Source organism: Methylibium sp. Pch-M, assembly GCF_004136295.1.
In the GTDB taxonomy this organism is placed as follows: domain Bacteria; phylum Pseudomonadota; class Gammaproteobacteria; order Burkholderiales; family Burkholderiaceae_C; genus Methylibium; species Methylibium petroleiphilum.
Genome location: NZ_CP029606.1, coordinates 283,313 through 302,330, shown reverse-complemented (window position 1 = coordinate 302,330; position 19,018 = coordinate 283,313). Strand labels below are relative to the sequence as shown.

Here is a 19,018-nt window from a genome sequence, read left to right as displayed (position 1 = left end):
GGGCGGGGGACGAAAGCGGAGGGGCCCGGTCAGGCGGCGCGCGGCACGATGACTTTCAGGCCCTTGAAGTAGAGGCGGAAGAATTCGGCATCTCGGGTGATCAGGCCGTTGCACTGAAGCAAGGCGTGGGCCCCGACGATGAAGTCGGGCACGTTGCGCTGGCGGGCACCGCCGCGCGAGCGGTAGCGACGTTGCATCTCGCCGGCGCGCACCGCGGATTTCTGCTCGACCGCGCTGTAGACGATGCCCATGTCCTCGAGCACCTGCACGGCGCGATCGCCTTCCTCGAGCGAGCTGCAGACCTCTGCGATGACGACATCGCAGACGGCGACCGGCCCGCGCGACAGCGCGTCGCGCAGTGCGGCCTCGGCCGTGTCGGCCTCGGGGCTCTCGCTGAGGAGTTCGATCAGGACGGAGGAATCGATCGCGATCATCGACGGCGGGGCGCTCAGCGATCGATGGGATCGCCGGGCGCCCGACCGCGCACCGCGCGCAGGGCCTCGTCGACCGAGGTGAAGCCGTCGAGCCTGAACTTGCCGCGAGCGCGAGAGATGGCGTCGTCGACGTTCTTGCGCAGGATGATGCGGCCGCCGTCGAGCTCGACCTTCAGCTGCGTGCCCTTGACCAGCCCGAGGGCGTCACGCACGGCCTTGGGCAGGGTGATCTGCCCGCGCTCGGCAACGGTGGCTTCCATGGGGGCTCCCGTGAATCTGCGTCAGTCGGTATGTATGAAGTATACATACCTGAATCCGCATATTCAACCCGGGAGCGGACGCCGGCGCCGGCCAGGGCCAGCGCGACCGGGTTCGATCGGCGTCTCAGCGCGCTGCGGCGGTCACGGCCGCAACAGCTGCGCGCTGCTCCGCGAGGGTGCAGCCATCGACCATGCGCTGGCCGATCTTCTGGTTCATCATCATCGACTTCACGGGGATCTGCAGCCACACGACGCCGCTGCGCCTGTCCTCGAGCCGGACGGCGCCGGTGGTGGTTTCCTGCGGCGTCATCACGTAGGCCGCCTTGTTGAACACGACCTCGAAGTGGCCCGGCTTGTTTTGCACCGGGGTCACGCTGACGGTCTGGTTGAACTCGCACTGCGCGGTACCGGTCAGCACGCGGTTGGAGATTGCCAGCTGGTTGTCGCTGATCGTCTCGGTCACCTCCGTGGCGAGCGCCAGGCCCTTGGCTTCGGACTTCAGTTCCTTGCGCGACTGCGACACCGGCTTCTTGGCCGGGGCCGGCTTCGCGGCGGGAGCGGTTTGCGCCTGCGCCAGGGCGGCGCCGCCGGTGGTCATCAGGCCGGCGACCAGCAGCGACAGGGCCAGGGGGGTGATGCGGCTCATCGGTTCTCCAAGCGGGTATGAAAGCCTTGATTGTCGAACCTGCGGCCGTCAGTTTCGTTGCAAGTTGCATCAGGGTGCGCCGATGGCGCCCTGCGTCGGACGGGCGGCCGAGCAGCGTGGTGGCTGACGGCACGGCAGCGCGCGAGCTTTTGGTGCGTTGTCCGGCGGCGCCGGACGTGCGCGAGATCACGACGCCGAGGGTCGGGGAGGCCGCGAGGCGCATCAGGTTGTGCTAGGGCGCATTCGTGGGTCCCACCTGCCCGGCCGGCACCTCGGCGTGACGCCGTGTTGCGGGCCGATCGGCGGTTCTTTCGACTGGTTGCAGGCTGTGGGTCGGCAGCGACAGGCGGTGCGGCGCGCACCGTGACATCGGGCCGGTTCAGCCGCCGGATTCGTCGAACGGGGGCATGCAGCGTGCCGCGGCCTGCTCGATCACGAGGTCCGAGCGGGCGTGTGCGACGCAGGGCAGGATGATGCCGGCGGCCTTCTCGTCGGCACTGAGCCCCGGCCATTCGATGCGGTACGCCACCTCGCCGTGGCGTGATTCGCACAGGCAGGCCCGGCAGGTGCCGTTGCGGCAGGAACTGGGCAGGCGGATGCCGGCACGCTGCGCGGCGACCAGCAAGGGCACCGACGCGGGTGCGGCGAACACCCAGCCCGCCGGTTGCACCGTCACCGTATGGATCGCCGTGTCGTCGCTCGTCATGCGGCCGACTCTAGCGGCATGCCGCGGGACGGTGCCAACGACGGTGCGGCCTTCATCGGACAATCGCTGCGATCGATCGTTTGAACCGCTCCGGCAACCTCAGGACTCCGAATGGCCGCTTCCAGCTTGCTTGCCCTCATCGACGACATCGCGAGCGTGCTCGACGACGTGGCTCTGCTCACCAAGGTGGCCACCAAGAAGACCGCGGGGGTGCTGGGTGACGATCTGGCGCTCAACGCGCAGCAGGTGACCGGAGTCTCGGCCGACCGTGAACTGCCGGTCGTGTGGGCCGTGGCGCAGGGCTCGTTGAAGAACAAGGCGATCCTGGTGCCTGCAGCGCTGGCGATCAGCGCCTTCGCGCCCTGGGCGGTCACGCCGCTGCTGATGGTGGGGGGCGCGTTTCTCTGCTACGAAGGCTTCGAGAAGCTGGCGCACAGGTTGCTGCACGACAAGGCGGAGGACGAGGTCCACCGCGCGGAACTGGCCCGCGCTGTGGCCGATCCGGCGCTGGATCTGGTGGCTTTCGAACAGGACAAGATCAAAGGTGCGGTGCGCACCGATTTCATCCTGTCGGCCGAGATCATCGCGATCACGCTGGGCACCGTGGCCGAGTCGCCCTTCATCACGCAGGTGTCGGTGCTGGTGGGCATCGCGCTGCTGATGACGGTCGGCGTCTACGGGCTCGTGGCGGCGATCGTGAAGCTCGACGATGGCGGCCTCTATCTGAGCCGGCAGCCGGGCGGCGGGGCCTGGGGCCGCTTTCAACGCGGTCTGGGCGCCGGCATCCTGAGAGCGGCACCGTGGCTGATGAAGGGGCTGTCGATCGCCGGCACCGCGGCGATGTTCCTGGTCGGTGGTGGCATCCTGACGCACGGCATCCCGGTGCTGCACCACGCCCTCGAGGCGATCGTGGCCCGGGTCGCGGCGCTCGCCGGTGGCGTCGGGGGGGTGTTGGAGGCGCTGCTGCCGAGTGTGCTGGACGGTGTGCTCGGCATCGTGGCAGGGGCGCTGGTGCTCGCTGGCACGAGCTTGGTGCGCCGGGTCATGGGGCGCGCCAAGGACGGTGCGACGCCGGCCTCGCGATAGGCCGTGAAGGAGTTTCCCTTGCAGCTTCTCGCCGTGCGCAGAATCTGCCAGCCGGATCGCAGCGCGGGTTTGTTTCCGAGCCCGGCACCGCGGTCCGCAAACGAAGCAGCCGCCCGTAGGCGGCTGGCTGAAAATGTTTCGACCGGCTTCGCCGGTCGAAACCGATCGCCTGTCAGACCGAGAACTCCTCGATCTTGCGACCGGAGGCCAGCGCCGCCTTCAACCAATTGGGTTGCAGCCCGCGGCCGCTCCAGGTATCGCCGGTTGCGGTATTCCGATACTTGACAGCGACCTTGCGGCCGGCGGTACCACCGGTTTTCGCAGCCTTGGCCGGTTTGACCGGGGACTTGCTGCGCCCCAGATCCGCCAGCGTGATGCCGTGTTCGTCCATCAAGGCCTTGATCTTGGCGATGACCGCGCTGTGCTCGGCACGACGTGCGGTCTCGATCTGCTCGGTCAGGGCCGCGGCCTGCCGCTCGAGCGCGGCCTTCTGGGACATCAGGTCTTGGTATGTGGCCATTTCAGCGTCCAGCTCCATCGAATTGAATTGAAGCGGGGAAATAGCGCCCGCCTGAATTCGATTCTAGGCGGTCCGGCGAAAATCGTGCAATGTGACAACTCAGAGAAAACCCGGCCGCGGCCGGGTTCCTGGTGGAATATGTCGGGAATTATTTGTAGCCGACCCGATCGAGGCTCTGCTGAACCCGGATGGAATTCAGCCCGACCACCGAAATCGGAATCAGTTCGGCCTTGAAAGCCCCCAGCGCGTCGAGTGCCGGATTGGCGACCTTCACGCCCGGCACCACCGGATATTCGTTGTTGCCGTTCGCGAAATAGGTCTGGGCCGAATTGGTGGACAGGTATTCGAGGAACTTCACGCCGGCGTCGCGGTTCTTCGCATGCTTGGCCAGCGCGCCGCCGGCGATGTTCACGTGGGTGCCCCAGGATTGCTGGTTCGGGAACACGACCTCGATCTTGTCGACCACGGCCTTGTCTTCCGGCTTCTCCGAGCGCATCAGGCGCGCCAGGTAGTAGCTGTTGGTGAGGGCGATGCCGCATTCGCCGCTCGCCACGGCCTTGATCTGGTCGGTGTCGCCGCCCTTGGGGGCACGCGCCATGTTGTCGACCACGCCCTTGAGCCAGGCCTCGGTCTTCTGGGCACCGAGGTGCTCGTACATCGAACCGAACAGCGACAGGTTGTAGGGGTGGGAGCCCGAACGGGTGCAGACCTTGCCCTTGTTCTTCGGATCGGCGAGTTCCTCGTAGGTGTCTACGTCGTCGCGCTTGACGCTGCCCTTGTTGAACACGATCACGCGTGCGCGGGTGGAGAAGCCGAACCACTGCGAGCCCTGGCCGTCGTCCTTGCCGCGCAGCTGCGCGGGAATGCGCGATGCCAGCACGCTGGACTTGACGGGCTGGAACAGGCCGTCCGCGTCGGCCAGGATGATGCGCGCGGCATCGACCAGCAGGATCACGTCGGCCGGGCTCGAGGCGCCTTCGCTGCGCAGACGCGCCAGCAGGCCGGCGTCGTCGGCGTCGACGCGGTTGATCTTGATACCGGTCGACTTGGTGAAGTCGGCGTAGAGCGCCTCGTCGGTCTGGTAGTGACGCGCCGAGTAGAGGTTCAGCACCTGGTCCTGCGCCGCAGCGGCGAACGAGGCACAAAGGGCGGCGGCGGCCAGGGCCGTGCGGGCGAGGGTAGAGCGGACCATCGTGGAGTCTCCTGTGACAACGATCTGTCAGTATAAGAGTCAACACGAATGATTCGCGTCTGCGTCACCATTCCAGGCATCCGCAACGCACTGCCCGCGCGGGGCGGGCCACACGCCTTTGCGGCCGAACTCAGGTCGGCGTCGGCGGCACGTAGCCGGCGGGCTGCTCGGCGCCGGCACCGAAGAAGTAGTTCTCCATCTGACGCGCGAGGTACTGGCGCGCACGGGCGTCTGCCAGATTCAGGCGGTTCTCGTTGACCAGCATCGTCTGGTGCTTGAGCCATTGGGCCCAGGCTTCCTTGCTGACGTTGTCGAAGATGCGCTGGCCCAGCTCGCCGGGGTAGGGCGCGAAATCCAGTCCGTCGGCGTCTTTCTTCAGCAGGGCGCAGTGCACGGTACGGGCCATGGGGAACTCCTTGTCCTTGTGATCAGGTCGACGAGGCTCGTCAGGCGAGCTTCTTCACCAGGACCAGCGAGCGCCGGTCCCAGTTGTACTTGCGTTTGCGCGCTTCGGGCAGCCAGTCGGCATCGACCTGGACGAAGCCGCGCTTGATGAACCAGTGCATCGTGCGGGTGGTGAGCACGAAGATGCTGGTGAGGCCGGCGGCACGGGCACGCTGCTCCACGCGCTTGAGGATGCGCTCGCCGTCGCCCTGGCCCTGCACGCTGTTGCTCACCGTCAGCGCGGCCATCTCGCCGGTGTGCGCCTCGGGATAGGGGTAGAGCGCCGCACAACCGAAGATCACGCCGTCGTGCTCGATCACGGTGTAGTGGTCGATGTCGCGCTCGATCTCGGTGCGGTCGCGCTTGACCAGCGTGCCGTCGCGCTCGAAGGGTTCGATGAGCTGCAGGATGCCGCCGATGTCGTCGGAGCTGGCCTCGCGCAGGCTCTCGAGCTTCTCGTCGACCACCATCGTGCCGATGCCATCGTGCGTGTAGACCTCGGTCAGCAGCGCGCCGTCGGCGTTGAAGGGCAGGATGTGCGAGCGCTCGACGCCGCCCTCGCAGGCCTTGATGCAGTGGCGCAGGTAGAAGGCGGTGTCGGTGGGCTGGGTCGGGTCGGGCAGGGCGGCCAGCAGGCGCCGGGCGTCGGCCAGCGCGAGCTCGGTGTCGATGGCGCTCTCGGCGTCCCGCGGGTCCTCGCGCACGCCCGGCACCTCGGTCAGGAACATCAGCTTGTCGGCCTGCAGCGCGATGGCGGTGCTGGTCGCCACGTCTTCCATCGTCAGGTTGAAGGCCTCGCCGGTCGGCGAGAAGCCGAACGGCGACAGCAGCACGATTGCGCCGATGTCGATGGCACGGCGGATGGCCGCGGCGTCGACGCGCCGCACGATGCCGCTGTGCAGGAAGTTCACGCCGTCGACGATGCCGACCGGCCGCGCCGTCAGGAAGTTGCCCGACACCACGCGCACCGTCGCGTTGGCCATCGGCGTGTTCGGCAGGCCCTGCGAGAACGCCGCCTCGATCTCGAAGCGCAGCTGGCCGGCGGCCTCCTGGGCGCAGTCGAGCGCCACCGCGTCGGTGATGCGCAGGCCGTGGCTGAAGTGCTCCGGATGGCCCTTGGCACGCAGTTGTTCGCTCACCTGCGGTCGGAAGCCGTGCACCAGCACCAGCTTGATGCCCATCGCGTGCAGGATCGCCACGTCCTGCACGAAGGCGTTCAGCCGGCCCGCGGCGATGCCTTCGCCGGCCATCGCGACCACGAAGGTCTTGCCGCGGTACGCGTGGATGTAGGGCGCGACCGAGCGGAACCAGGGAACGAAGGTATGCGGGAAGACGAGGTCCATGAGACGGGCGCCGGGATAATCGCGGATTCTGCCCGACACCCATGCCCGAGACCGCTCCCCGCACCGCCACCCCTGCGCCGCCGCGATCGCTGCCGCCGATCCGCTTCCCCGAGGCGCTGCCGGTCTCGGCCCGGCGCGACGAGATCGCCGAGGCGGTGCAGCGCCACCAGGTCGTCATCGTCTGCGGCGAGACCGGTTCCGGCAAGACCACGCAGTTGCCCAAGCTGATGCTGGCGCTGGGCCGCGGCAAGGCCAACGCCAGGCCCGGCGAGCGCGGGCGGCTGATCGGCCACACCCAGCCGCGGCGCATTGCCGCGAGTTCGGTCGCCAAGCGCATCGCCGAGGAACTGGACACGCCGCTCGGCGAGGTGGTGGGCTACAAGGTGCGCTTCCAGGACCGGCTGACGACGGGCGCGTCGGTCAAGCTGATGACCGACGGCATCCTGCTCGCCGAGACGCAGACCGACCCGCTGCTGCAGGCCTACGACACGCTGATCATCGACGAGGCCCACGAGCGCAGCCTCAACATCGACTTCCTGCTCGGCTACCTGCGGCAGATCCTGCCGAAGCGGCCCGACCTGAAGGTGCTCGTGACCTCGGCGACGATCGACGCCGATCGCTTTGCGCAGCATTTCGAAGGTCGGCACGGGCCGGCGCCGGTGATCCAGGTGAGCGGGCGCCTGTTCCCGGTCGAGCAGCGGTGGAGGGCCTTCGAGGAGTCGCGTGATCACGATCTGAACGACGCCATCGCCGACGCCGTCGATGAACTCTGGCGCGAGGGCCGTGGCGACGTGCTGGTGTTCCTGCCCGGCGAGCGCGAGATCCGCGAGGCCGCCGACCACCTGCGCAAGCACCTGCTGCAGCAGCACCGCGGCGGCCCGCAGCCCGAGATCCTGCCGTTGTTCGCGCGGCTGTCCCAGGCCGAGCAGGACCGCGTGTTCCAGGCCGGCAACGGGCGGCGCATCGTGCTGGCCACCAACGTGGCCGAGACCTCGCTCACGGTGCCCGGCATCCGCTACGTGGTCGACGCCGGCACCGCGCGCGTCAAGCGCTACAGCTACCGCAACAAGGTCGAGCAGCTGCAGGTGGAGCCCATCAGCCAGGCCGCGGCCAACCAGCGCGCCGGCCGTTGCGGGCGCGTGGCCGACGGCATCTGCATCCGGCTCTACGACGAGAAGGACTACACCGGCCGGCCGCGCTTCACCGACCCCGAGATCCTGCGCAGCTCGCTGGCCGGCGTGATCCTGCGCATGAAGGCGCTGGGGCTGGGCGACGTGGAGGCCTTCCCCTTCCTCGAGCCGCCGCCGAAGAAGGCGATCGCCGACGGCTACGCCCTGCTCAACGAGCTGGGTGCCACCGACGACGCCAACGAGCTCACGGCCATCGGCAAGGAGCTCGCGAAGCTGCCGCTGGACCCACGCATCGGCCGCATGATCCTCGCCGCACGCGACCGGCAGGCGCTGGCCGAGGTTCTGGTGATCGCCAGCGCGCTGTCGGTGCAGGACGTGCGCGACCGCCCGCTGGAGCAGCAGCAGGCCGCGGACCAGAAGCACAAGCTGTTCGACGACGAGCGCTCCGAGTTCGTTGGCTACCTCAAGCTGTGGCACTGGATCGAGGCCGGGCGAGGGCACGCGGGGGCCACCGGGGCCGCTCCCTCTCCCGCCCGGGCGGGAGAGGGCCGGGGTGAGGGCGCGTCCGCCCACAAACTCTCCAACCGCCAGCAGGAGCAGCGGCTGCGCGAGCACTTCATCAACCCGCGCCGCGTGCGCGAGTGGCGCGACATCCATTCGCAGCTGCACACCGTGGTGGCCGAGCACGGCTGGCGGCTCAACGGCACGCCGGCCACCTACGAGCAGCTCCACCTGGCGATGCTGGCCGGGCTGCTGGGCAACGTGGGTTGCAAGAGCGACGACGAGGACTGGTACCTCGGCGCGCGCGGCATCAAGTTCTGGCGCCACCCCGGTGCGCACCTGAGCAAGAAGCCGGGCCGCTGGCTGATCGCCGCCGAGCTGGTGGAGACCACGCGGCTGTTCGGCCGTGCGCTGGCGGCGATCGAGCCGGCGTGGATCGTGCAGGTGGCGGGCCACCTGCTGAAGAAGCAACTGCTCGAGCCGCATTGGGAGAAGAAGGCGGCCGAGGTGGTGGCGCTGGAACGCGCCACGCTGTACGGGCTGGTGGTCTACAACAACAAGCGGGTCAACTTCGGCAACGTCGACCCGGCCGCGGCGCGCGAGATCTTCATCCGCGAGGCGCTCGTGAACGGCGAGTGGGAGAGCCGCCTGCCCTTCCTCGCGCACAACCGCAAGCTGATCCGCCAGGTGGAGGAGCTGGAGCACAAGTCGCGCCGGCAGGACGTGCTGGTCGACGACGAACTCATCTTCGCCTTCTACGACCAGCAACTGCCCGAGGACGTGCACTCCGGCACGACGCTGGAGCGCTGGTACCGCGCCCAGAGCCCACAGCAGCCCAGGTTGCTGATGCTGACCAAGGACGAGCTGATGCGCCACGAGGCGGCGGGCATCACCACCGCGGCCTTTCCGAAGACGCTGAGGCTCGGCGGCATCGACTGCGAGGCCGCCTACCTGCACGAGCCCGGCGATGCGAAGGATGGGCTGACCGTCACCGTGCCGATCTATGCGCTGAACCAGGTGAACGACGAGCGCTGCGAGTGGCTGGTGCCGGGCCTGCTGAAAGACAAGGTGCTGGCGCTGATGAAGAGCCTGCACCAGCGGCCGCGCTCGCGTCTGGTGCCCCTGCCCGAGGCTGCGGCCGAGTTCTGTGAGCTCGCGCCGTTCGCGCAGGGCAGCCTGGTCGACGCGCTGCTGAAGGCGGTGCGAGAACGCACCCAGATCGCCGTGCAGCGCAACGACTTCAAGCTCGAGACGCTGCAGCCCCACCTGTTCATGAACTTCCGCGTCGTCGACGAGCACGGCCGCCAGCTCGGCATGGGCCGCCACCTGCCCACGTTGAAGGCCGAGCTCGGCGCGCAGGCGAGGACCGCGTTCCAGGCGCTGGCGGCCTTGAAGATCGGCGCAGTGGAGAAGGACGCAGGGCCTCCCTCACCCCAACCCTCTCCCGCCGGGAGAGGGGGCCGCGCAGATGCTCACCCTCTCCCGCTGGCGGGAGAGGGCCGGGGTGAGGGCACTCCGACCCCCGCCACGCCTCCCCAGCGCCACACCACCTGGTCCTTCGGCGAACTCCCCGAGCTGATGGAGATCCGCCGCGGCGCGCAGAGCCTGGTCGGTTTTCCGGCGCTGATCGACAAGGGCGCCCACGTGGAGATCGAGGTGTTCGACGAGCCGGACGTCGCGGCCACGCGCCACCGCGCCGGGCTGCGCCGCCTGGTCGCGCTGCAGATCAAGGAGCCGCTGAAGTACCTGGAGAAGAGCATCCCCGACCTGCCGCGCATGGCGGTCGCCTACATGGCGCTCGGCGGCAGCGCCGACGAACTGCGGGCGCAGATCATCGACGTGGCGCTCGACCGCGCCTTCCTCGTCGAGCCGCTCCCCACCGATGCGGCGGGCTTCGCGAAGCGCATCGACGAGGGCCGCACGCGGCTCAACCTGATCGCGCAGGAGGTGGCGCGCCTCGCGGCGACCGTGCTCGCCGAGCAGGCGACCGCCACCCGCAAGCTCAAGGACACGCGGCCGGCCAAGGAGGTGGCCGACGACGTGGCGGCGCAACTCGCGCGCCTGTGCCCCAAGCGCTTCCTGGCCGAGACCGGCTACGCGCAGTTGCACCACCTGCCGCGCTACCTGAAGGGCGTCACGCTGCGGCTCGACAAGTGGCGCGCCGACCCGGCGCGCGATGCGGCCCGCCTGGCCGAACTGCGCCCGATCGAGCAGCGCTACCTGCGCCGCGTGGCCGAACTCAAGGGCGCGGCCGACGCGCGGCTCGACGAGTTCAGATGGCTGATCGAGGAACTGCGCGTGAGCCTTTTCGCACAGGAACTCCGGACACCCCAACCCGTGAGCGCCAAGCGGCTGGAGAAGGCATGGTCCCAGCTGAGCGCGTGAACACGGGCTCGGCAAGGTGCGCTGGCTACAATCGCGGCTCAGTCGGGGCGTAGCGCAGCCTGGTAGCGCAACTGGTTTGGGACCAGTAGGTCGCGAGTTCGAATCCCGCCGCCCCGACCAATGTTCATGCGGCCTGTCAGGTTGAAGCCTCCAGGCCGCGTCTGCTTCTTGACGGACCGGCCGTCCGAGGCGAGCGCTTCTATCGACACCCCGGCATCCCGGTGCCGGCAAAAGTGCTGGGCAGTGCCGATGATCCGGGTCGAGCAACGCAGGGTCCCATTCCGGTGCCGCGGCATTCGCAGATCGGCTGCTCTGCGTGCCAGCGGTCGGACTCCACCTGCGCAACGACGCCCGGGTCCATATGGCCGTGTGTCGGAAACAGCCTCAGGCCGCGCTCGCTGAAGTCGCCCATGGATATCCCACCGCGGATCAATCGAGACAATTCGGTCGCGAAGTCCTCGGCCCAGATCACGCGCTGGAGCTTGTTCATGGCCCATTCTGGCAACAGCGGTGGGTGCTGTGAGCACCCGGACAGCACCGCCGTTGACCCACATCAAGCGCCGAGCAATCGGGGCAGAGGTCGGCGTTGACGGCTCCCTGTCGGGTTCGGATTCACGGCTTGCTGCTGTAGTTCAGCGGCACCCAGACATAGCCCTTGCCCTCGGCCCGCAGGCGGCCGATGCCCGGGAACGAGACATGCGCGAGGGCCACGTAGTAGCCCTGGCGGGCCGCGTCGGCGAAGGCCTTGCGGCGCTGCGGCATCGCCGTCTTCGAGTCGACGTCGAACTTGATGACGACCGAGGGGTCGGGAAACTGCACGGCGGCCACATGCATCATGTCGCCCCAGATCACCAGTTTCTGCCCGCGGCTCTCAACGACATAGAAGGTGTGGCCGGGCGTGTGGCCCGGCGCCGGCTCCGCGCGCACCCCGGGCACCAGGTCGGTGCTGCCCGTGAACGTCTTCAGGCGGCCGGCGTCCTGGTAGGGCTTGACGGCACCCATCGCGCCGGCGAAGAAGCCCTTGGCGTCGTCGGGCGCCTTGGTCATCTGCTCGTTGCTGAGCCAGAAGTCGGCGTCGTGCTGGTCGAAGCGCAGCGTCGCGTTCGGGAACGCCGCCTTGCCGTCGGCGAGCAGACCGCCCACGTGATCGGGGTGAAGGTGGGTGATGTAGACCTCGTCCACCTGCTCGGGCAGGTAGCCGGCGGCCTTCAGGTGGGCCGGCAGCTTGCCGAGCGTCGGGCCGAACAGGCCGGCGGCACCGGTGTCGATCAACACCAGCCGCGTCCCGGTGTTGACCAGGTAGGCGTTGACCGAGGTCTCGAGCGGCACGCCCAAGTAGGCCCGCTGCAGCGCGCGCTTCACCTGGCCGGGCCGGGCGCCGGACAGCAGCTGGTCGACCGGCAGGTCCACGGTGCCATCGGACAGCGCGGTGATCTCGAAGTCGCCCAGCATCATCCGGTGGTAGCCCGGCGCCTGGGTCTTCTGCTGCGGCGCCTCGGCGCGGCTGTCGGTGAGGGCGGGTCCGCCGGCCGACAGCGCGACGATCAGCCCGAAGGTGGCAAGAAGTTTGCGAGTCATGGGACGTTCTCGGGAGTCGCTAAGGGATAGAGCGGTAGGCAGTCTAGGCCTCATGAGATAAAACCGCTCGGGCTCGCGGCATGGCCGCCAAGGAAGGCAATTTGGGCGCTCGTCTGGTCGAATGGCGTCGTACGTTCCGGCGGCAGGCTGCCGGGTCCCTGCTGCTGTTGCTGGCCGTGGCGGTCTTCCTGGGCGTCTCGCTCGGCCAGAGCTTCGATCGCTACCAGGTCGCGGCCGACGATGACCTCGAGAACCTCACGCTCAACCTCGAGCGCTATCTCTTCACCCGCTTGCAGGCGGCCGACCTGGTGCTGCAGTCGGCGGCGCAGAGCTTCGCGCTGATGAGCGCGGCCGGTCCGGTGAGCGAGACCGAGTTCAATGCCGCACTGTTCGAGTTGCAGAAGCGGCTCCCCGATGCCCCGGCATTGCGCGCGGCCGACCACACCGGGCTGGTGCGCTATGGCGGGGGGGTCGACCCTGCGCAGCGGCTCAGCGTCGAGCGGCGCCAGTTCTTCCAGGAAGCCAAGAGCTCCTCGACGATGGTGCTGGGGCTGCCGCTCAAGTCGCGCATCACCGGCCGCTGGGTGCTGCCGCTGGCCCAGCAGCTGCGCGACCATCGCAACGCCTTCGCCGGCGTCGTCTACATCAACCTCGACCTCGAGGAACTGAACGGATTCTTCGGCTCGTTGAAGCTTGGCGCCCAAGGGGTCATCACGCTGTTCAACGCGCGCCGGGAAGTCCTGCTGCGCCTGCCGGCCGCGCCGATGGCGCAGGACGAGCAACCGGTGCGTGTGGCGGCGCCGGAAGTTCTGAACTCGCTCGCGTCAGGCAAGCCGGCGGACCGGTTCCGCACCCGAAGCTCGATCGACGGCGTGTTGCGGGCCGTGATGTACCGGCAGGTCGGCGGCTATTCGGTTTTCATCCTGGCCGGCCTGGCGGAGGCGGACTTCCGGGCGCCCTGGTACCGGGAGCTGGTGATCACGGTGGTGTTCTGGCTCGTCCTGGCGGGTGCGATCTGCCTGTTGTTGGTGCAGCAGTACCGGTCGGGGCGCGGCCAGCTGCGGGCGCTGCGGCTGCTCCAGGAGGCCAAGGAGCAGGCGGTGCGGGCCAACGAGTCGAAGTCTCTGTTCCTGGCCAACATCAGTCATGAGATCCGCACGCCCCTCAACGGCGTGCTGGGCTTCGCGCAGATCGGCTACCGCGATCCGGCGGTCGCTCCGGAGGCGCGCCAGAAGTTCGCGCGCATCCTCGAGTCCGGCAAGCTGCTGCAGGGCATTCTGAACGACGTGCTGGACATGTCCAAGATCGAGGCGGGCAAGCTCCTGCTGGACCCGACCCCCACGATGCTGCGGCCGGCCCTGGAGCGTGCGGTCGACCTGGTCCGGGGCTTCGCGCGCGACAAGGGCATCGCGCTGTGCCTCATGGTGGACCGTCGTGTGCCCGAGGTCATCGTCGTCGATCCTCTGCGGCTGGGGCAGATCCTGCTCAATCTGCTGTCGAACGCAGTCAAGTTCACCGCCTCCGGCCAGGTGGACGTGACGGTCGGCGTCTCCGGCGACAAGCTGGTCATCAACGTGCGCGACAGCGGGCTGGGCATGTCCGAAGAGCAGATCTCCCGGCTCTTCATGGCCTTCGAGCAGGCCGATCGATCGACCACGCGTCGTTATGGAGGCACCGGCCTGGGCCTGGCGATCACCAAGCGGTTGGTCGAGATGATGAACGGCTCGATCGTGGTCACGAGCCACCTGGGGGCCGGATCCACGTTTTCGATTCGCCTGCCGCTCGCCCGTTCGACCTTGACCTCGGTGGAGCCCGAAGGGCCGGTCGGCACCGACGCGGAGCCTGTCGATGTCGGCACGATGCTGCAGCCTCAACGGGGCGAACGCGAAGAGAGCGCGGGCCGTCTGCCGCATTCGAGGCTCGACGGGATGCGCGTGCTGGTGGCCGAGGACAACCCGGTCAATCAGATCGTCATCGAGAGCATGCTGTCGATGGAAGGGGCCTCCGCGGAGGTGGTGGCCGATGGCTACGAGGCGATCGACCGCGTCGCTGCGCAGCTGGACCCGAAGTACAACGCGGTGCTGCTGGACGTGATGATGCCTGGCATCGACGGCTACGAGACCGCGCGACGCATCCACTCGCTGGACGCGGAGTTGCCTATCATCGGCCAGACCGGTCACGCGCTCGCGGAGGATCGCACCCACTGCATCGAGGCGGGCATGGTCGAGCGCGTCACCAAGCCGCTCGATGCGGATGAACTCGTCAGCGTGCTGCTGAAGCATTCGCGCCAGGTCTGAGGCGCACGGCCGCAAAGTGCCGCGTACACTTCCCCGGCCCCCTCTGCCCGTAGCTCAACTGGATAGAGCACCAGCCTTCTAAGCTGGGGGTTACAGGTTCGATTCCTGTCGGGCAGGCCAGTTGGGAAACCACCGTGCCGACGATCCACGGCATGGCCTTGATGCCTGCCGACATTACCCACCGAGGAGTGAAGTCTTGAACTCCCGTGTTGCCGAGTTGTCGTCCTCCGCGCCGGCCGTCGATCGCAGCCTGCGTATCGTGTGGCGCCGCCGCCTGGAGGCGGTGCGGTCGCAGTCGCTGCAGCTCGCCGCGCCGCTGTCGGCCGAAGACCGCTGCGTGCAGTCGATGCCGGATGCCAGCCCCACCAAGTGGCACCTCGCGCACACCACCTGGTTCTTCGAAACCGTGGTGCTGCAGGCTCACCAGCCCGGCTACCGCGTGCACGACGAGCGCTACGCCTTCCTGTTCAACTCCTATTACGAGTCGCTCGGGCCGCGTCATCCACGCGCCCAGCGCGGCCTGCTGACGCGACCGTCGAACGAGGAGGTGCTGCAGTACCGGCGTCATGTCGACGAGGCGCTGCTCGCCTTCGTTCGCGAGTCGGAAGACGCCGCCTGGCTGGCCGCGCTGCCGCTGATCGCGCTGGGCCTGCAGCACGAGCAGCAGCACCAGGAGCTGATGCTGACCGACGCCAAGCACCTGCTGTCGCTGAATCCGCTGCAGCCCGGCTACCGCAGCGCGTCTCCGGACGGCGAGGGCCGGGTGTTCGCCGCGCGCGGCCTGCATCCCGCGCCGGTGTGCGGCCCGCCGTTGCGCTGGCTGGCGCGCCCCGGCGGTATCGCGGAGATCGGCGCGCCTACCGCGACGGCATTCGCCTTCGACAACGAGACACCGCGCCACCGCGTGCTGCTGCAGGCGCACGAACTGGCCAGCCGGCCGGTCGCCAACCGCGAGTTCCTCGAGTTCATGCGCGACGGCGGTTACCGTCGACCCGAGCTGTGGCTCAGCGATGGCTGGGCGGCCGTGCAGCAGCAGGGCTGGGCCGCACCTCTGTACTGGAGCGACACCGAGGCGCCGTGCCCGGGGGTCTTCACGCTGCTGGGGCCGCGGGCGCTGGACCTCGACGAGCCGGTGAGCCACCTGAGCTTTTACGAGGCGGCCGCTTACGCCACCTGGGCCGGTGCGCGCCTGCCGACCGAGTTCGAGTGGGAGGCTGCGGCGGCCGACGGCGTGCTGGAAGGGACGGGTGAGGTCTGGGAGTGGACGCGTTCGTCCTACGATCCCTACCCGGGGTTCCGGCCGCTGGCCGGGGCCGTGGCCGAATACAACGGCAAGTTCATGATCGGCCAACTGGTGCTGCGCGGCGGCAGTTGCGCCACGCCGAGCGGGCACGCGCGGCCGAGCTACCGCAACTTCTTTGCGCCGGGCGCGCGCTGGCAGTTCGCGGGCCTGCGGCTCGCGAGGGATGTCTCGTGACGACGCAGCCGTTGCGGGCCACGCCCGATGCTCGCGCCCATCTGCTGCCCGTGACCGACGCGCAGCCGCCGCACCAGGTGATCGACAGCGACTTCGCCCGTGAGCTGCTTGCGGGGCTGGCGCGCCGGCCGCGCAGCATTGCGCCCAAGTTCTTCTACGACCGCGAGGGCTCGGCGCTGTTCGACCGCATCTGCGAGCTGCCCGAGTACTACCCGACGCGCACCGAACTGGCGCTGATGAACGCGCAGGCCGGCGAGATGGCCGAGTGCATCGGCCCGGACGCCGAGATCGTGGAGTTCGGCGCCGGCTCGAGCCGCAAGATCCGCGTGCTGCTGGGTGCGCTGCAGCGACCGCGCCGCTTCGTCCCGATCGACATCTCGGCCGAGCACCTGCATGCCGCGGCCGATGCGCTGCGCGCCGATCACCCGGGCCTGGACGTGCGCCCGATCGCCGCCGATTTCACCCGGCCCTTCGACCTGCCGCCACCGCATGCCGCGAGCCGTCGCCGTGTCGGCTTCTTCCCTGGCTCGTCGATCGGCAACTTCGGCCCCGACGAGGCGCTGGGCTTTCTGCGCCGCACGGCCGTGCTGCTGCGCGGCGGCGGGTTGCTGATCGGCGTCGATCTGCTCAAGGACCCGGTGCTGCTGCACGCCGCCTACAACGACACGGCCGGCGTCACGGCCGCGTTCAACCTGAATCTGCTGGCGCGCGCGAACCGCGAACTCGGTGCGAACTTCGATCTCGCCCAGTTCGCGCACTACGCCCCGTACCGGCCGGCCGAGCAGCGCATCGAGATGCACCTGGTGAGCCGGCGCGCGCAGCAGGTGCGGCTGTGCGGCCATGTCTTCGAGTTCGCCGAAGGCGACACGCTCCACACCGAGAATTCGCACAAGTTCAGCGTCGCGGGATTCCGCGCGCTGGCCGAGCAGGCCGGCTACACGCCCAGGGCCGTGTGGGTCGACCCGCAGCGGCTGTTCAGTGTCCATTGGCTGGCCCTGCCGGCGTGAAGGGGGAGTTTTCTATGAAGGCAGAGTGGAACGGCGTGGTCATCGCCGAGAGCGACGACACCGTGGTGGTCGAGGGCAACCACTACTTTCCGGAGAGCGCGCTCCGGCGCGAGTACGTGGTCGGCAGCAACCACCACACCATGTGCTCGTGGAAGGGCGAGGCGAGCTACTACTCGCTGCTGGTCGACGGTGACCTGAATCCGGACGCCGTCTGGTACTACGCCGAACCGAAGGAAGCCGCGGCCGAGATCAAGGGCCGGGTCGCGTTCTGGAAGGGCGTCAAGGTCTCCTAGGCGCGGTGCCGGCGCAATGGCGGCACAGGCAGGCAACCCCGCGTTGCTCGGGCGACAGCCCAGCCAGGCGCTCGGGCGCGATGCGCACGGCGCTGCACCAGCACGCCACGTCGAAGCAGCCGGCCGCGGCCACGGCGCAGCCATTGGGGCCGCCGCAGGCTGGGCAGTCCGGGGCCTGCAGCGGTCCCGCGCTCAGGCGGTGGCGACCGGAATCTTGCCGATCTTCGCTTGCCATTCGGCCGGTCCTGTCTGGTGCACCGAGCTGCCGGTCGAGTCGACGGCCACCGTCACCGGCATGTCCTTGACGTCGAACTCGTAGATCGCCTCCATGCCGAGGTCGGCGAAGCCCAGCACTTTGGCCTGCTTGATCGCCTTGGCCACCAGGTAGGCGGCGCCGCCGACGGCCATCAGGTAGGCGCTCTGGTGCTTGCGGATCGCCTCGATGCCGGCCGGGCCGCGCTCGGCCTTGCCGATCATGCCGATCAGCCCGGTCTGGGCCAGCATCATCTCGGTGAACTTGTCCATGCGCGTGGCGGTGGTCGGACCGGCCGGGCCGACCACCTCGTCGCGCACCGGATCGACCGGGCCGACGTAGTAGATGACACGGTTGGTGAAGTCCACCGGCAGCTTCTCGCCCTTGGCCAGCATGTCCTGGATGCGCTTGTGTGCGGCGTCGCGGCCGGTGAGCATCTTGCCGTTGAGCAGCAGCGTGTCGCCCGGCTTCCAGCTCGCCACTTCCTCGCGCGTCAGCGTGTCGAGGTTGACCGACTTGCTCTTGTTGTAGTCGGGCGCCCATTTCACGTCGGGCCACAGGTCCAGGCTCGGCGGCTCGAGGTAGGACGGGCCGGAGCCATCGAGCACGAAGTGTGCGTGGCGCGTGGCGGCGCAGTTCGGGATCATCGCCACCGGCTTGCTGGCCGCGTGCGTTGGGTAGGTCGAGATCTTCACGTCGAGCACCGTGGTCAGGCCGCCCAGGCCCTGGGCGCCGATGCCCAGCGCGTTGATCTTGTCGCACAGCTCGATGCGCAGTTCCTCGAGCTTGTTCTGCGGGCCGCGGGCCTTCAGCTCGTACATGTCGATGTCGCCCATCAGCGACTCCTTGGCCATCAGCATGGCCTTCTCGGCAGAGCCGCCGATGCCGATGCCCAGCATGCCCGGCGGGCACCAGCCCGCGCCCATCGTCGGCACGGTCTTCAGCACCCAGTCGACCAGGCTGTCGCTGGGGTTGAGCATCACGAACTTGCTCTTGTTCTCGGAGCCGCCGCCCTTGGCGGCCACCTGCACGTCGACCGTGTTGCCCGGTACGACCGTCATGTGCACGACCGCCGGGGTGTTGTCCTTGGTGTTCTTGCGCTCGAAGTGCGGATCCGCCACGATGCTGGCGCGCAGCGTGTTCTCGGGGTTCAGGTAGCCACGGCGCACGCCCTCGTTCACGGCGTCCTCGATCGAGCCGGCGAAGCCCTCGAAGCGCACGTCCATGCCGATCTTCAGGAACACGTTGACGATGCCGGTGTCCTGGCAGATCGGCCGGCGTCCTTCGGCGCACATCTTGGAGTTGGTGAGGATCTGCGCGATCGCGTCCTTGGCGGCTGGGCTCTGCTCCTGCTCGTAGGCACGCGCCAGGTGCGTGATGTAGTCGGCCGGGTGGTAGTAGCTGATGTACTGCAGCGCGGCGGCGATGCTGTCAACGAGATCGGCGTGTCGGATCGTGGTCATGGG

18 protein-coding genes and 2 tRNA genes are annotated in these 19,018 nt (G+C 68.6%); 8 read left to right on the top strand and 12 right to left on the bottom strand.

Annotated elements, in window-relative coordinates:
• Positions 1 to 29: 29 nt before the first annotated feature.
• From C1M51_RS01420 to C1M51_RS01405, 4 genes are all read right to left on the bottom strand, one after another.
• Positions 30 to 434 (bottom strand): type II toxin-antitoxin system VapC family toxin, encoded by a 405-nt coding sequence (locus C1M51_RS01420; RefSeq protein WP_011828963.1) that lies wholly within the window; start codon positions 432 to 434, stop codon positions 30 to 32.
• A 14-nt stretch (positions 435 to 448) separates the two neighbouring features.
• Positions 449 to 694 carry an AbrB/MazE/SpoVT family DNA-binding domain-containing protein gene (locus C1M51_RS01415; RefSeq protein WP_129447903.1) on the bottom strand — a complete coding sequence of 82 codons (246 nt, stop codon included), beginning with the start codon at positions 692 to 694 and terminating at the stop codon, positions 449 to 451.
• 124 nt (positions 695 to 818) lie between these two features.
• Entirely contained in the window at positions 819 to 1,340 is a 522-nt protein-coding gene (locus tag C1M51_RS01410; RefSeq protein WP_011828965.1) for a hypothetical protein, read from the bottom strand.
• Positions 1,341 to 1,719: 379 nt separating this feature from the next.
• Positions 1,720 to 2,046, bottom strand: coding sequence for a 2Fe-2S iron-sulfur cluster-binding protein (locus C1M51_RS01405; RefSeq protein WP_129447902.1), 327 nt, complete (start codon positions 2,044 to 2,046; stop codon positions 1,720 to 1,722).
• A gap of 111 nt (positions 2,047 to 2,157) precedes the next feature.
• Here C1M51_RS01405 and C1M51_RS01400 point away from each other — a divergent pair, with 111 nt between their 5' ends.
• On the top strand, positions 2,158 to 3,132 hold the full coding sequence (locus C1M51_RS01400) for a DUF808 domain-containing protein (protein WP_129447901.1): 975 nt from the start codon (positions 2,158 to 2,160) through the stop codon (positions 3,130 to 3,132).
• A 172-nt stretch (positions 3,133 to 3,304) separates the two neighbouring features.
• Here the strand turns inward: C1M51_RS01400 and C1M51_RS01395 are convergent, their stop codons facing one another.
• The 4 genes from C1M51_RS01395 to argA form a co-directional block, all read right to left on the bottom strand.
• On the bottom strand, positions 3,305 to 3,631 hold the full coding sequence (locus C1M51_RS01395; RefSeq protein ID WP_310733942.1) for an H-NS histone family protein: 327 nt from the start codon (positions 3,629 to 3,631) through the stop codon (positions 3,305 to 3,307).
• A 169-nt stretch (positions 3,632 to 3,800) separates the two neighbouring features.
• The gene (locus tag C1M51_RS01390) at positions 3,801 to 4,844 is read right to left on the bottom strand and encodes an extracellular solute-binding protein (protein ID WP_129447900.1); all 1,044 of its coding nucleotides are present in this window, start codon (positions 4,842 to 4,844) and stop codon (positions 3,801 to 3,803) included.
• A gap of 130 nt (positions 4,845 to 4,974) precedes the next feature.
• Positions 4,975 to 5,250, bottom strand: coding sequence for an oxidative damage protection protein (locus C1M51_RS01385; RefSeq protein WP_011828971.1), 276 nt, complete (start codon positions 5,248 to 5,250; stop codon positions 4,975 to 4,977).
• A 40-nt stretch (positions 5,251 to 5,290) separates the two neighbouring features.
• Positions 5,291 to 6,631, bottom strand: a complete 1,341-nt coding sequence (gene argA, locus C1M51_RS01380) for an amino-acid N-acetyltransferase (protein ID WP_011828972.1) — start codon at positions 6,629 to 6,631, stop codon at positions 5,291 to 5,293.
• 41 nt (positions 6,632 to 6,672) lie between these two features.
• Here argA and hrpA point away from each other — a divergent pair, with 41 nt between their 5' ends.
• Together hrpA and C1M51_RS01370 are read left to right on the top strand one after the other, a co-directional pair.
• A complete protein-coding gene (gene hrpA, locus C1M51_RS01375; protein WP_129447899.1) occupies positions 6,673 to 10,647 on the top strand; it encodes an ATP-dependent RNA helicase HrpA in 3,975 nt (1,324 codons plus the stop codon).
• 43 nt (positions 10,648 to 10,690) lie between these two features.
• Positions 10,691 to 10,767: transfer RNA gene (locus C1M51_RS01370), tRNA-Pro, on the top strand.
• Positions 10,768 to 10,846: 79 nt separating this feature from the next.
• On the opposite strand, the gene C1M51_RS01365 is transcribed toward C1M51_RS01370, so the two are convergent.
• Positions 10,847 to 11,137: a hypothetical protein gene (locus C1M51_RS01365; RefSeq protein ID WP_129447898.1), complete on the bottom strand. Its 291-nt coding sequence runs from the start codon at positions 11,135 to 11,137 to the stop codon at positions 10,847 to 10,849.
• A gap of 122 nt (positions 11,138 to 11,259) precedes the next feature.
• Positions 11,260 to 12,225: an MBL fold metallo-hydrolase gene (locus tag C1M51_RS01360; RefSeq protein ID WP_242499895.1), complete on the bottom strand. Its 966-nt coding sequence runs from the start codon at positions 12,223 to 12,225 to the stop codon at positions 11,260 to 11,262.
• 80 nt (positions 12,226 to 12,305) lie between these two features.
• Here C1M51_RS01360 and C1M51_RS01355 point away from each other — a divergent pair, with 80 nt between their 5' ends.
• The 5 genes from C1M51_RS01355 (at position 12,306) to C1M51_RS01335 (ending at position 17,299) form a co-directional block, all read left to right on the top strand.
• Positions 12,306 to 14,522, top strand: a complete 2,217-nt coding sequence (locus C1M51_RS01355; RefSeq protein WP_129447896.1) for a hybrid sensor histidine kinase/response regulator — start codon at positions 12,306 to 12,308, stop codon at positions 14,520 to 14,522.
• Positions 14,523 to 14,565: 43 nt separating this feature from the next.
• A tRNA-Arg gene (locus C1M51_RS01350) sits at positions 14,566 to 14,642 on the top strand.
• Between the two features lie 76 nt (positions 14,643 to 14,718).
• Entirely contained in the window at positions 14,719 to 15,999 is a 1,281-nt protein-coding gene (egtB, locus tag C1M51_RS01345; protein WP_409072617.1) for an ergothioneine biosynthesis protein EgtB, read from the top strand.
• Positions 16,000 to 16,010: 11 nt separating this feature from the next.
• Positions 16,011 to 17,006 (top strand): L-histidine N(alpha)-methyltransferase, encoded by a 996-nt coding sequence (egtD, locus tag C1M51_RS01340; protein ID WP_409072625.1) that lies wholly within the window; start codon positions 16,011 to 16,013, stop codon positions 17,004 to 17,006.
• Between the two features lie 14 nt (positions 17,007 to 17,020).
• The gene (locus C1M51_RS01335; protein ID WP_011828980.1) at positions 17,021 to 17,299 is read left to right on the top strand and encodes a DUF427 domain-containing protein; all 279 of its coding nucleotides are present in this window, start codon (positions 17,021 to 17,023) and stop codon (positions 17,297 to 17,299) included.
• Here the strand turns inward: C1M51_RS01335 and C1M51_RS01330 are convergent.
• Both C1M51_RS01330 and C1M51_RS01325 read right to left on the bottom strand, forming a co-directional pair.
• Positions 17,286 to 17,534: a cysteine-rich CWC family protein gene (locus tag C1M51_RS01330; RefSeq protein WP_129447895.1), complete on the bottom strand. Its 249-nt coding sequence runs from the start codon at positions 17,532 to 17,534 to the stop codon at positions 17,286 to 17,288. The two genes, C1M51_RS01335 and C1M51_RS01330, sit on opposite strands and share 14 nt — an antisense overlap.
• Positions 17,492 to 19,015, bottom strand: a complete 1,524-nt coding sequence (locus C1M51_RS01325) for a fumarate hydratase (protein ID WP_129447894.1) — start codon at positions 19,013 to 19,015, stop codon at positions 17,492 to 17,494. Before C1M51_RS01325 ends, C1M51_RS01330 begins: the two co-directional genes overlap by 43 nt.
• Positions 19,016 to 19,018 lie beyond the last annotated feature (3 nt).

Excerpts from the sequence above, each read along its gene's own strand:
- C1M51_RS01420 (WP_011828963.1), bottom strand. The coding sequence starts at position 434 with ATGATCGCGATCGATTCCTCCGTCCTGATCGAACTCCTCAGCGAGAGC.
- C1M51_RS01415 (WP_129447903.1), bottom strand. The coding sequence starts at position 694 with ATGGAAGCCACCGTTGCCGAGCGCGGGCAGATCACCCTGCCCAAGGCC.
- C1M51_RS01410 (WP_011828965.1), bottom strand. The coding sequence starts at position 1,340 with ATGAGCCGCATCACCCCCCTGGCCCTGTCGCTGCTGGTCGCCGGCCTG.
- C1M51_RS01405 (WP_129447902.1), bottom strand. The coding sequence starts at position 2,046 with ATGACGAGCGACGACACGGCGATCCATACGGTGACGGTGCAACCGGCG.
- C1M51_RS01400 (WP_129447901.1), top strand. The coding sequence starts at position 2,158 with ATGGCCGCTTCCAGCTTGCTTGCCCTCATCGACGACATCGCGAGCGTG.
- C1M51_RS01395 (WP_310733942.1), bottom strand. The coding sequence starts at position 3,631 with ATGTCCCAGAAGGCCGCGCTCGAGCGGCAGGCCGCGGCCCTGACCGAG.
- C1M51_RS01390 (WP_129447900.1), bottom strand. The coding sequence starts at position 4,844 with ATGGTCCGCTCTACCCTCGCCCGCACGGCCCTGGCCGCCGCCGCCCTT.
- C1M51_RS01385 (WP_011828971.1), bottom strand. The coding sequence starts at position 5,250 with ATGGCCCGTACCGTGCACTGCGCCCTGCTGAAGAAAGACGCCGACGGA.
- argA (WP_011828972.1), bottom strand. The coding sequence starts at position 6,631 with ATGGACCTCGTCTTCCCGCATACCTTCGTTCCCTGGTTCCGCTCGGTC.
- hrpA (WP_129447899.1), top strand. The coding sequence starts at position 6,673 with ATGCCCGAGACCGCTCCCCGCACCGCCACCCCTGCGCCGCCGCGATCG.
- C1M51_RS01365 (WP_129447898.1), bottom strand. The coding sequence starts at position 11,137 with ATGAACAAGCTCCAGCGCGTGATCTGGGCCGAGGACTTCGCGACCGAA.
- C1M51_RS01360 (WP_242499895.1), bottom strand. The coding sequence starts at position 12,225 with ATGACTCGCAAACTTCTTGCCACCTTCGGGCTGATCGTCGCGCTGTCG.
- C1M51_RS01355 (WP_129447896.1), top strand. The coding sequence starts at position 12,306 with ATGGCCGCCAAGGAAGGCAATTTGGGCGCTCGTCTGGTCGAATGGCGT.
- C1M51_RS01335 (WP_011828980.1), top strand. The coding sequence starts at position 17,021 with ATGAAGGCAGAGTGGAACGGCGTGGTCATCGCCGAGAGCGACGACACC.
- C1M51_RS01330 (WP_129447895.1), bottom strand. The coding sequence starts at position 17,534 with ATGGCAAGCGAAGATCGGCAAGATTCCGGTCGCCACCGCCTGAGCGCG.
- C1M51_RS01325 (WP_129447894.1), bottom strand. The coding sequence starts at position 19,015 with ATGACCACGATCCGACACGCCGATCTCGTTGACAGCATCGCCGCCGCG.